This window comes from bacterium (assembly GCA_030685015.1).
Lineage (GTDB): Bacteria > CAIWAD01 > CAIWAD01 > CAIWAD01 > CAIWAD01 > CAIWAD01.
The window spans coordinates 26,052-38,214 of record JAUXWS010000040.1 but is presented as its reverse complement, the minus strand read 5'-3'; the positions used below and the strand labels follow the sequence as shown (position 1 = coordinate 38,214).

Annotated in this window: 7 protein-coding genes; all 7 read left to right on the top strand. The window is 71.1% G+C overall.

What is annotated here, in order from left to right; all coding sequences use genetic code 11:
* Positions 1-573: 573 nt before the first annotated feature.
* The 7 genes from Q8O14_04690 to Q8O14_04660 all read left to right on the top strand — a co-directional run bounded on the left by Q8O14_04690 (position 574) and on the right by Q8O14_04660 (position 12,149).
* Entirely contained in the window at positions 574-2,718 is a 2,145-nt protein-coding gene (locus Q8O14_04690) for a thioredoxin domain-containing protein (protein ID MDP2360036.1), read from the top strand.
* 39 nt (positions 2,719-2,757) lie between these two features.
* Positions 2,758-5,256: an ATP-dependent Clp protease ATP-binding subunit gene (locus tag Q8O14_04685; protein ID MDP2360035.1), complete on the top strand. Its 2,499-nt coding sequence runs from the start codon at positions 2,758-2,760 to the stop codon at positions 5,254-5,256.
* Positions 5,253-6,671: a 23S rRNA (uracil(1939)-C(5))-methyltransferase RlmD gene (gene rlmD / locus Q8O14_04680; protein MDP2360034.1), complete on the top strand. Its 1,419-nt coding sequence runs from the start codon at positions 5,253-5,255 to the stop codon at positions 6,669-6,671. Before Q8O14_04685 ends, rlmD begins: the two co-directional genes overlap by 4 nt.
* A 569-nt stretch (positions 6,672-7,240) precedes the next feature.
* Positions 7,241-8,224 (top strand): bifunctional ADP-heptose synthase, encoded by a 984-nt coding sequence (locus tag Q8O14_04675; protein MDP2360033.1) that lies wholly within the window; start codon positions 7,241-7,243, stop codon positions 8,222-8,224.
* Between the two features lie 67 nt (positions 8,225-8,291).
* A complete protein-coding gene (locus Q8O14_04670; protein MDP2360032.1) occupies positions 8,292-8,627 on the top strand; it encodes a hypothetical protein in 336 nt (111 codons plus the stop codon).
* On the top strand, positions 8,614-11,121 hold the full coding sequence (locus Q8O14_04665) for a S8 family peptidase (protein ID MDP2360031.1): 2,508 nt from the start codon (positions 8,614-8,616) through the stop codon (positions 11,119-11,121). Before Q8O14_04670 ends, Q8O14_04665 begins: the two co-directional genes overlap by 14 nt.
* Before the next feature lie 32 nt (positions 11,122-11,153).
* Positions 11,154-12,149 (top strand): FlgD immunoglobulin-like domain containing protein, encoded by a 996-nt coding sequence (locus Q8O14_04660; protein ID MDP2360030.1) that lies wholly within the window; start codon positions 11,154-11,156, stop codon positions 12,147-12,149.
* Positions 12,150-12,163 lie beyond the last annotated feature (14 nt).

The window sequence follows — 12,163 nt, the reverse complement described above, 5'->3', positions numbered from 1 at the left end:
CCTGGCCAGCGGCGTCTACCTGGTCACGCTGGAGGCGGCGGGGCGGGCGCAGACGAGGACGGTGACGCTGCTGAGGTAGGGCAGTGGTCGGTGGTCGGTGGTCAGTGGTCAGATGTTGGTCCGACCGCCATGGACAGTCTGTGGACTGTCCGCTGCCTGTCCCCTGTTTGACACGGCCTGGCGGGTTATCCACATGGGGCGGCAATCCTTGCCGAAGTGTCCGACCATGGGTCGGACACCTGATCGCAGGTGCAGACACCACCCGGCCACCTCCCCACATGGGGTGACAACTCGCCTGCCCGGCTCGACACCCGCCCGCCGGCAGGTTCTCCGGCTCTGGCGAGACGCATTCGTCGCCGGCTGTCCTGGCGGAGGGCAGTACATCCAGGAGGCAACAACTGCCAAGGTGTCCGACCCATGGTCGGACACCTGTCCGTGATGTCAGACACCTGTTCGCCGCCGACCTCAGATAAGATCCAGTCGATTCCCCCTGACCTTTGGCCGACACAGCCCCCCGCCGCCACCCCTATCTTGCCGCCAGCACGACCCAACCCGTGCCAAGGAAAGGACCCAGTGAGCGACTTCCCCGACAACCGCCTGGCCGCGGAGGCCAGCCCTTACCTGCGCCAGCATGCCCACAATCCCGTGGACTGGTTTCCCTGGGGCGACGAGGCCTTCGCCGAGGCGCGGCGGCGCGATGTGCCGGTCTTTCTATCGGTGGGCTACGCCGCCTGCCACTGGTGCCATGTGATGGAGCGCGAGTCCTTCGCCGACCCCGCCATCGCCCGCCTGCTCAACCAGACCTTTGTCTGCGTCAAGGTGGACCGCGAGGAGCGGCCCGACCTGGACCACCTCTACATGGGCGTCTGCCAGGCCCTCACCGGCTCCGGCGGCTGGCCGCTCACCGTGCTCCTGACCCCCGGGCGCCTGCCCTTCCATGCCGGCACCTACTTCCCGCCGCGCAGCCGCGGTGGCCGGCCGGGCGTGGACCGCCTTTGCGCCGAGCTGAGCCGTCTCTGGGCCGAAGAGCGGGGGCGCTTGGAGACCCTGGCGGGCGAGCTGGGCGAGTCCCTCGCCGCCTGGCATGGCCCGACCCGGCGCGGCCGGGGCGATGATGGCGCGGTGGAGTTGAGGTCCCTGGCCGAAGCCGCCGCGACCGAGGCCTGCCGGCACTTGGCCGCCCGTTACGACGCCCGGCATGGGGGCTTCGGCGGCGCGCCCAAGTTCCCCTCGCCCCATACCCTGCTCCTCCTGCTGCGCGCTGGTTGGGACGAGGAGAGGCAGGCGCCGCGCCCGGATGAGGGAGGCCGCTGGTTGGCCATGGCCCTCCACACCCTGCTCGCCATGAGTCGGGGCGCCCTGCGCGACCAGCTGGCAGGCGGCTTCCACCGCTACTCCACCGACGCCGCCTGGCGCATCCCCCACTTCGAGAAGATGCTCTACGACCAGGCCATGCTGGCCCTGGCCCTGGCCGATGGAGCCGCCGCGGCGAGCGCCCTGGCTGGCTTGGACGGAGCGGAGGCCGCCCGGCTGGCCGCCGAAGCAGACGAGCTGGAGGAGGCGCTGGGCGAGACCCTGGACTACGTCGTGCGGGACCTGGTTGACGAGGGCGGCGGCTTCCACAGCGCCGAGGACGCGGACAGCGAGGGCGAGGAGGGGCGCTACTACGTCTGGGACTGGCAGGATTTGCGGGACAGGCTGTCGCCCGAGGATCTGGCGCTGGCCGCCGCGGCCTGGAGCCTGGGCGAGGAGGGCAACTGGCCGCCGGAGGGCGGGGCGGGATTCCGCGGCCGCAACGTCCTGCATCCCGGCCGAGCGCCCGCGCTGGCGGCCCACAGCCTGGGACTGGCACCGGAGGACTTCCTGCGGCGCCGGGATGGACTGCGGCGGCTCCTGCTGGAGCTGCGTAGCGGCCGCGCGCGCCCTGCCCGCGACCACAAGGTGCTGACCGACTGGAACGGCCTGATGATCGCGGCGCTGGCCCGGGGTGGACGCCAGCTGGCGCGCCCGGACTGGCTGGCGGCCGCCCGCCGGGCCGCCCAATTCCTGCTGGACGGCTGGCGCGGGGGAGAGGGGCTGCTCCACTGCCGACGGCCCGGACAGGCGGGCATCCCCGCCCTGCTCGACGACCACGCCTTCCTTGTGCGCGGCCTGCTGGGCCTGGCGGAGGCGGAAACGGGCGGGCGGGATTGGCTGGGCGAGGCGGCCGCCCTCCAGGAGGAGCAGGACCGCCTCTTCTGGGATCCCGGCCTGGAGCTCTACCGCATGTGCCGGGCGCCCTCGGACCTGCCCCAGCGCCCGGTGGAGGAGCACGACGGAGCCCTGCCCTGCGGCAACTCCATGGCGGCAGGCAATCTCTTGCGTCTCGGCCGGCTGTTGGATCGGCCGGACTTCCAGGAGCGGGCGGCGCGCCTGGTGGCGGGCCTGGCGGCGCGGGGCTCCCTGGGCGGCGGGCAGGCCATGCTCCTGGCGGACCTGCTGGACGGCGGCCGCGCCCGCCTGCTGGAGGTGGAAGGACCCGACGAGGCGGCGCGCCAGGAGCTGCTGCGCGGCCTGGAGGGATGCTTCCTGCCCGGGCTGCTGCTCGCGCCGCGCCAGGGAGCCCGGTCCCGGGCGCGCCTCTGCGGTCCGAGCCACTGCCTGGCGGAGGTGGAGTCGGCCGCAGCGTTGGCCCGCCAGTTGGCTGGAGGACGGGAGGGCGGCCAGCCGGTCCCCTGAGTGTTATCTTCCGCTACCCGCGCCCAGAAAGGAAGTGGCATGAACAGCAAGTTTTCGGCCCATGTGCAGAAGGTGATCCAGTTCTCCCGCGAGGAGGCGCTCAGCCTGGGCCACGACAACATCGGCACCGAGCATATCCTGCTTGGCATCATCAAGCTGGGGGAGGGAACCGCCATCCAGATCCTGCAGAATCTGGACGCCGACCCCCCGCTGGTGCGCGAGCGCATCCTGGAAAGGGTCGAATCCAACGAAAACCTGATGAAGATCGGCAACATCCCCTTCACCAAGAAGGCGGAGCGCGTGCTCAAGGCCACCTTCCTCGAGGGGCGCAGCTTCAACGCCGAGCAGGTGGGCACGGAGCACCTCCTCCTCGCCATCGCCAAGGAGGACGACGGCGTGGCCGGCCAGGTGCTGGGCAGTTTCGGCATCAGCTACACGACGATCCGCGAGCAGGTGGAGGGCATCTCGGGCGCGGCGCCCCCCGTCGTCGAGGGGAAGCCGGGCGCGCCCAAGAGCAAGACCCCCGCCCTGGACCACTTCGGACGCGACCTGACGCAGATGGCCCGCGAGGGCAAGCTGGACCCCATCATCGGCCGCGAGCGGGAGATCCAGCGCGTGGCCCAGATCCTCTCCCGGCGCAAGAAGAACAATCCGGTCCTCATCGGCGACCCGGGCGTGGGCAAGACGGCCATCGCCGAGGGTCTCGCCCTGCGCATCATCGAGCGCAAGGTGAGCCGCATCCTCTACGACAAGCGCGTCGTCGCCCTCGACCTGGGCGCCCTCGTGGCCGGCACCAAGTACCGCGGCCAGTTCGAGGAGCGCATCAAGAGCGTGATGGCGGAGCTGGAGAAGCACCGCAACATCATCGTCTTCCTGGACGAGCTGCACACCATCGTGGGCGCCGGCAGCGCCAGCGGCAGCCTGGACGCCTCCAACATGTTCAAGCCGGCCCTCGCCCGCGGCGAGGTGCAGTGCATCGGCGCCACCACCCTGGACGAATACCGCCAGTACATCGAGAAGGACGGGGCCCTCGAGCGCCGCTTCCAGAAAATCATGGTGGAGCCCACCAGCGTGGAGGAGACGGTGGGCATCTTGATGGGCCTCAAGGCCAAGTACGAGGAGCACCACGGCATCCGCTACACGGACGAGGCCATCCACCAGGCGGTCATCCTCTCCGACCGCTACATCAGCGACCGCATGCTGCCCGACAAGGCCATCGACGTCCTGGACGAGACGGGCAGCCGCATCCACCTCAACCACATCGTCGTGCCCGAGCGCCTGCTCGAGCTGGAGGAGCGCATCGAGCAGCTCACCCACGAGAAGGAAACCATGGTCGAGCAACAGAACTACGAGAAGGCCGCCGAGATCCGCGACCAAAAGTTGAAGTGCGAGACCGAGCTGCGCGCCGCCCGCGAGGAGTGGGAGAAGGAGCGCACCGCCTGCGCCGTGGAGGTGGGGCCCGAGGACGTGGCCCACGTGGTCAGCCAGATGACGGGCATTCCCGTCGAGCGCGTCACGCTGGACGAATCCGGCCGCCTGCTCAAGCTGCACGAGGCGCTGGGCCGCCGCATCATCGGGCAGGAGGACGCCATCGACCGCCTCTGCCGGGGCATCCGCCGCAGCCGGGCCGGCTTCAAGAGCGCGGAGCGGCCCATCGGCAGCTACCTCTTCCTGGGTCCCACCGGCATCGGCAAGACGGAGCTTGCCAAGGTGCTGGCCGAGGTGCTCTTCGGCGACGAGCACGCCCTCATCCGCGTCGACATGAGCGAGTACATGGAGAAGTTCGCCGTGAGCCGCCTCATCGGCGCGCCGCCCGGCTACGTGGGCTTCGAGGAGGGGGGCCAGCTGACGGAGAAGGTGCGCCGCCGCCCCTACTCCATCGTGCTGCTGGACGAGGTGGAGAAGGCCCACCCCGAGGTCTTCAACCTGCTCCTGCAGGTGCTGGACGACGGGCGCCTGACCGACTCCACCGGCCGCAAGGTGGACTTCCGCAACACGATCATCATCATGACCTCCAACATGGGCACGCGCGAGCTGACCAATGAGTCGGCCATCGGCTTCGGCGGCACGGGCGGCGCCATGCCCGGCTACGAGAGCATGCGGGCCGACATCATGAAGGAGGTCAAGCGCCACTTCCGGCCCGAATTCCTCAACCGCATCGACGACCTCATCGTCTTCCGCACCCTGGACCGCCCGACTGTCACCCGCATCGTCCGCCTGATGATGGAGGACGTGCGCCGGCGGCTGGGCACCCGCGGTTTCCAGATCACCCTGAGCGAGGAGGCCATCGAGCTGCTCGTCGAGGAGGGGTGGTCCCCGTCCACGGGCGTGCGGCCGCTGCGCCGCATCATCGAGCGCCGCATCGAGGACCCCATCGCCGAGGAGGTGCTGAAAGGCAGCTTCACGGCGGGCGGCACGGTGGTGGTGACGGTGCGCGAGGGCGAACTCGCCTTCGTGGAGGACCGCCCCGCCGCGCCGGCCATGGACGTGGCGGAAGGTCAGCCCCAGCCCGCCGCCGACGAGCCGGCCCAGGGATGATGGAGCCCGCCGGATCCGACCCGGACAGGCCGGGGGAGCTGGTGCGCATCGAGGGCGTGGCCCACGGTGGACTGGGGGTGGGGCGCCTGGCCTCGGGCAAGGTGGTCTTCGTGCGCGGCGCCCTGCCGGGGGACCGGGTGGAGGTGGAGACGCTGCGCGGCCGGCGGCGCCACGCCGAGGCCCGCCTGCGCCGCCTGGTGGAGGCTTCGCCGGACCGGGTGGAGGCCCGCTGCGGCCACCAGGCCGTCTGCGGCGGCTGTCCCCTGCAGACCCTGGACTACCCGGCCCAGCTGCGCGCGAAGGAGAGCATGGCCGTGGAGGCCTGGCGACGCATCGGCGGCGGCCTGCCGCCGCGGGTGGATCCCATCCTGCCTGCCCCCTCGCTCTTCCACTACCGCAACAAGATGGAGTTCGGCTTCTCCGACCTGCCCTGGCTGTCCGACCGGGCGGCGGAGGCGGAGGGCGAGTTTGGCCTGGGCCAGCACGTGCCGGGCATCCACAGCAAGGTCTTCAACCTGACAGAGTGCCACCTCCAAACGGAGTGGACAGCGCCCCTGCTGGCCACCATCCGTCGCTTCGTGGCCGACCAGGGCGGCGGCCGCGAGGCGGTCTGGCACTGGCGCGGCCACACGGGCTACTGGCGCTTCGTCGTCATCCGGGAGAGCCGGCGCACTGGGGAGCGCATGGTCAATCTGGTGACGTCCCGCGCCGGGGACGAGCGGGCCGCCCGGCTGGCGGCGGACCTGCTGGAGCGCCATCCCGGGCTGATTTCCACCATTGTCAACACCGTGCAGGAGGGGCAGGGCCAAGTGGCCACCGGCCGCCTCGACCGCGTCCTGCACGGCGACGGCCTGCTGCGGGAGCGCCTGGGCGGCCTGCTCTTCGAGCTGGAGCCCCCGGCCTTCTTCCAGACCAACACCGAGCAGGCGGAGCGCCTCTTCGCCCTGGCCGCCGACCATCTGGGCGAGGCGCCGGGCGAGCTGCTGGACCTCTATTGCGGCACGGGGGCGATCGCCCTGCTCCTGGCCGGACGGGCGCGCCATGTCACCGGCGTGGAGCTGGTGCCCGAGGCGGTGGCCTCGGCCCGGCGGGCCGCCGCCCTGAACGGCCTGTCCGACCGGGTGGACTTCCACGCCGGCGACGTGCTGGAGCTTCTGCGCCAGGGCCGCCTGCCCCGCCCGGACACGGTGGTGGTGGATCCGCCCCGGGGCGGGCTCCATCCCAAGGTGGTGCCGCCGCTGCTGGAGCTGGCTCCGCGCCGCATCGTCTACGTCAGCTGCAATCCCGCCACCCAGGCCCGCGACGCGGCGCTGCTGGCTGCGGGTGGTTACAACGCCACGCGGCTCAGTCCGGTGGACATGTTCCCCCACACCTTCCACGTGGAGACCGTGGCGTCATTTGAACGCGACGTCTGATCCCCTGGCAATCCTATCGGGATCGCTATCGGGATCGCTAGCGGGATCGCTAGCGGGATCGCTATCGGGATCGTTATCGGGATCGCTATTGGGATCGCTATCGGGATCGCTATCGGGATCGCTATCGGGATCGCTATCGGGATCGTTATCGGGATCGCTATCGGGATCGCTATCGGGATCGCTATCGGGATCGCTATCGGGATCGCTATCGGGATCGATTCCTTCTCGAGTTGATCATGCTTGACGGCAAGAGAATCCTATCGTAAGTCAATGCGCGCCATGGGACCGTCACAGGCGGCAAGAAGAAGAGAGATGGAGCGCGATGCTTCTGCCTGATCTGGACAAGATCCTGGCCAGCTACGCGGGCAAGCGCGTGGCCGTGGTGGGCGATCTCATGCTGGACCGCTACTTATGAGGCCGGGTGGTATTGATAGCCCCGATACCGATATCGATATCGATATCGAACCCTGCTCGTTGTTGGTCATGCGTGAGGGCGGGAGGATCCGATCGTAAGCCGGTCCATGCCATGAGACAGACACGGGCGGCAAGAAGAAGAGAGATGGAGCGCGATGCTTCTGCCTGATCTGGACAGGATCCTGGCCGGCTGCATGGGCAAGCGCGTGGCCGTGGTGGGCGATCTCATGCTGGACCGCTACTTATGGGGCCGGGTGGAGCGGATCAGTCCCGAGGCGCCGGTGCCGGTGGTGACGGTGGCCCGGCGCAGCCACAGCCTGGGCGGCAGCGCCAACGTGGTCCACAACCTGCGCGCCCTGGGGGCGGAGGTGTTGCCCTTCGGGGTGGTGGGCGGCGACCCCGCCGGCGAGCTGGTGCTGGCCCTCCTGCGGGAGGCGGGCATCTCCACCCAGGGCATCCTGCGCGACGAGGAGCGCCCCACCACCGCCAAGACGCGCATCATCGCCCACGAGCAGCACGTCGTGCGCATCGACGAGGAGCGGGCCGAGCCCCTGCGTCCCGCCCTGCGCCAGGAACTGCTCGAACGCATGCTGGCCGCCCTCCCCGGCCTGGACGCCTTCATCTGCGAGGATTACGACAAGGGCGTGCTCGAACCGGAGCTGATCGGCGCCCTGCGCGAGGCGGCCCGCGCCGCCGGCGTCCTCAGTGCGGTGGACCCCAAGCAGGCCAACTTCCACGCCTACGGGGCCGTCGACCTCTTCAAGCCCAACCAGAAGGAGTTCCTGGGCGCCCTGGGCCGCGGGGCGGCCGGCGAGGCGGAGTGGGAGACCTTCCTGCGCGACTTCCTGGCCCGCAGCGGCGGCCGGGAGCTGGTGGTGACGCGGGGCGCCCAGGGCATGTCCCTGCTCGACGGGGAGGGACGCCTCACCCACTTGCCCGCCCTGCGCAGCGCCATTGTCGACGTGTCCGGCGCCGGCGACACGGTGATCGCCGCCCTGGTGCTGGCCCGCGTCCAGGGCTACAAGCTCTCCACGGCCGGCCGCTTCGCCAGCCTGTGCGCGGCGCAGGTCTGCGGCGAACTGGGCGCCGTGCCCGTCAAGCCGGACGAGCTGATGCGGCTCAACGAATTCCATGGATGAGAGGGGAGGAGCGGCGGAAAGGGAAGACCGGACCGGCGCCTCCCAGGCACTGAGGAAAGGACCTGTCATGCGCGAGCGGAGAAGGGGATGGCCCCTGCTGATCCTGATGCTGCTGTTGCTGGGTTGCGGGGGCGGCCGGCCGGAGGGTGGCATCCTGCCCGCCCCCGGCTGGGTGGGCCGCCAGGTCCAGACGATGGCGGGCGACATGCCGCTCCTGGACGAGCCGGGCGGCGCCTTCGTGGGCAAGCTGGGCGAACACGAGAGCGCCCGGGTGGCGGAGCGCGTCACCGACGAGACGGGCCGCATCTGGCTCAGGCTGGAACGGGAAGGATTGGTCGGCTGGGCTCCCCAGGACGTGCTGCGTCTGGCCCAGGGCGAGGAGGGCACCATTGCGACGCATTGACCTGGCCCTGCTTGGCCTGCTGGCCGCGACCGCCGCCGGCTGGTGCGCCCCGCCCTGGAGCCCCGACCTCTATCTGGAGCTCGATCCCGGCCGGGAGGCCTCCCTCGCCGCGGACTTCCCCGGCCTGGCCATCGAGCCGCTCATCGCGCCGGTCCTGCTGGACAAGCTGGGCTTTGCGGGCTGGCGCCGCGCACGTCCCCGGGACGACGATCCCGCCTTGCTGGAGCGCCTGCGCCGGCATCCCGCCGTGCGACGGGCCGAGCCCGTCCCCCTGCTGCGCACCGGCGCCTGGTCGGCGGACGATCCCGCCCTGCGCGCCCAGTGGCACCTGGCCCGCATCGGCGCGCCGGAGGCCTGGCGCCGCAGCCAGGGAAGCCGCGAGGTGGTGGTGGCCATCGTCGACACGGGCGTGGATTGGGACCACGAGGACCTGGCCGCCAGCATCCGCGTCAACCCCGGGGAGGACCTGGACGGGGACGGCTGGTGGACGGCGGCCGACCTCGACGGCGTGGACAACGACGGCAACGGCTACGTGGACGACGGGGTGGGCTGGGATCTGGTCAATCTGCCGGCGGACCAGCTCTGGCCCGGGGAGGACGGCGCCCCCGCCGACAACGACCCGGACGATTTCAACGGCCACGGCACCCACTGTGCCGGCGACGCCGCGGCGACGGGCTTCAACGGAATCGGCGTCGCCTCGCCGGCGCCGCGCGTGCGCATCCTGCCCATCCGGGCGGGCTACACGGGCAACGACGGCATGGGCTATGTCAGCCACGGGCTGGAGGGCATGCTCCTGGCGGCGCTGTCGGGGGCCGACATCGTATCCATGAGTTTCGGCGGATCGGGTTTCAGCATGATGTGGCAGGACGCCGTGAGCGCCCTGCACGGCCAGGGGGTCGTGCTGCTGGCCGCCGCTGGCAACGAGGCCTCGACCTTGCCCAGCTATCCCGCCGCCTATCCCCACATGATCGCGGTGGGAGCCACCGATCGCAGCGACCAGCGGGCCGGCTTCTCCAACCATGGCCCCTGGGTGGACATCGCGGCGCCGGGCACGGAGATCCTCTCCACCACCCGCGGCGGCGGCTACGGCATGATGGGCGGCACCAGCATGGCCACGCCCATCGCGGCGGGGGTGGCCGCTCTCCTCAAATCCACCCATCCCCAGTGGACGGGTGCCCAGGTGCTGGCGCGCCTGGTCGAGACGGCCGATCCCCTGCCGGGCCAGGGCCTGGGCGGGGGGCGGCTCCACGCCGGCCGCGTCCTGCAGGAGGAGGCCTGGCTCGAGGTGCTGGGCGCGGCGGAGACGGGGCGCCTGCCCGCTGGCGTGGCGGGCCACCTGCTTGTCGCCGTGCACATGGGGGCATTGCCCATGGCCGACGGCGTGCTCCACCTGGCCGGGAGCGATCCGCGGCTGGAGTTGTGGACGGAGCAGGTCCCGGTCGGCTTCCTGCCGCCCTGGGCGACGGACACGGTGGAGGTCGAGCTGACCTGGACGGGCGAGGGCCTGGCCGATCCCTGGCTGGAAGGCGAGCTGCGCGATGGTCCGGACCTCTTCTGGCGCGGCGCCCTGCCCGCCCCCTGCGGTGTCACGGAATTGCTCCTGGTGGAGGGAGATTCATCAGACAACTGGAGCCACCTCGGCTGGTATGTTGAGGCCCTGTCCAGCCAGGGGCGCGCCGCCGAGCTGCATCGCCTGGCCTGGGAAGGGGCGGCGGGCCTGCCCTGGCAGAGGGCCAGCCAGCTCATCCTCTTCACCGGATCGGACCTGGCACCGGCCTTCGAACCCGAGCTGGAGGACAGCCTGCGCGCCTTCCTCGCCCGCGGCGGCCGGGTCCTGCTCAGCGGCCAGCGGCTGGCCCAGGCGCTCAGTCCGGCCTTCCTGGCGGAGGTGGCGGGCGCGCAGACGACGGCCCAGGAGCCGGCCTCGGTCCAGGTCTGGGGCGATCCCGCCGTTCCGGCGGTGGCGGACCTGCATCTCCTGCTGACGGGATCGGGCGGGGCGGGCAACCAGACCAGTCCGCAGACCTTGCAGGCGGCGGGCGGTCAGGTGCTCTTCACCTGGGCGGCGGAGGATCCCCAGCGCGCCGCTGGGGTGCGCTCCCCGGACGGCCGGTTGGACCTGCTCTCCTTCGGGCTGGAGGCGGTCAACGGGGAGCCGGCCTGGGCCGCCTCCCTGGCGGAGGTGCTGGCCATCCTGCTGGACCAGGAGGAGAGCCTGCCCGGCGCCCCGCGGCCGCGTGCGAGCGGACCGGCGCTGGCCTGCTGGCCCAACCCCTTCAATCCTGTCCTGCACGTGCAGGTGGGGGGAGAAGGCAGCCGGCCCCTCTCCCTGGCCGTCTACAACCTGGCCGGCCAGCGGGTGGCCGGGTTGGGGCAGGCCCGGCCGGGGGAGATGGTCACCTGGCGACCCGCCGGCACGGCGGGAGGCGTCTATGTCATCGTGGGCGACGACGGGAGCCAACGCCACCGGCAGTCGGTGGTCTGGCGGCCCTGAGCGCCCGGCACACCACTGGGAAAGGGAAGAACATGAAAGCTTGGATTCTCATGTTGCTGGCGGCGGGACTGGCCCGGGCCGAGCTGGTCTACCAGGAGGGCTTCAGCGACGGCACGCCGGATCTCACCTGGATCAGCACCTGGGGCAGCGAGGCCAACCAGATCGAAGTGGACTGGATGACCGGCAACCCCAGCGGCGACGGTTTCGTGGGCAAGCTGGGCAACGACCTCTCTGGCGGCGGCGTGGGCACCCTCATCGTCGATGCGCCGGAGCTGGTCGACTACACGGTCTCGGCGCAGGTCCACCTCGTGCCGGGCACCACCCATTTCCGCGGCATCGTGGGCCGCGCCCATGAGATCGTGGGCGAGGAGGGCAGCGCCTGGGAGTTCTACGCCTTCGTCGCCGACCTGTCGGTGGACACGGGCATGGGCGACCAGCGCTTCATGCTTCGCCGCTGGCAGCCGGGGGCCAGCATGCAGACGATCAAGATCTGGACCATGGCCGAGCTGGGCGCGCTCTATCCCGCCGAGGCAGGTTGGCACGAGCTGGCCATGACCTTCGAGGGGGACCAGATCACCTGCACCATCGACGGCCAGTCCCTGCCCGATGGCACCCAGCAGGACGCCACCATCGCCACGGGCGGCTTCGGAGTCTACTACTTCGATTTCATGGATCTCGCGGGGCATCTCGTCTTCGACGACGTCCTGGTGGAGGCTGAGACCAGCGTGGCACCCGCCCCCCTCGTTCCGGCCGGACTCGCCCTGGGCGCCCCCTGGCCCAACCCCTTCAACCCCGCCGTGCAGGTGGAGCTGTCCCTCGCCGCGCCCGCCCGGGTGAGCGCCCGCATCCACGACCTGCGGGGCCGCCTGGTGCGCACCCTGGCCGCGGGCTCCCTCCCGGCCGGCCACCATCGCCTGACCTGGGACGGCCGGGGCGACGACGGCCTGCCGGCGGCCTCCGGCGTTTACCTGTTGAGCGCGGAGGACGGCACGCGACATCACAGCGTCCGCCTCTCGCTGCTCCGCTGATCCTGGTAGGCCCC

What these genes read in the sequence shown, in the direction of transcription:
- Q8O14_04685 (MDP2360035.1), top strand. Translation starts at nt 2,758, where the DNA reads ATGAACAGCAAGTTTTCGGCCCATGTGCAGAAGGTGATCCAGTTCTCC.
- rlmD (MDP2360034.1), top strand. Translation starts at nt 5,253, where the DNA reads ATGATGGAGCCCGCCGGATCCGACCCGGACAGGCCGGGGGAGCTGGTG.
- Q8O14_04675 (MDP2360033.1), top strand. Translation starts at nt 7,241, where the DNA reads ATGCTTCTGCCTGATCTGGACAGGATCCTGGCCGGCTGCATGGGCAAG.
- Q8O14_04670 (MDP2360032.1), top strand. Translation starts at nt 8,292, where the DNA reads ATGCGCGAGCGGAGAAGGGGATGGCCCCTGCTGATCCTGATGCTGCTG.
- Q8O14_04660 (MDP2360030.1), top strand. Translation starts at nt 11,154, where the DNA reads ATGAAAGCTTGGATTCTCATGTTGCTGGCGGCGGGACTGGCCCGGGCC.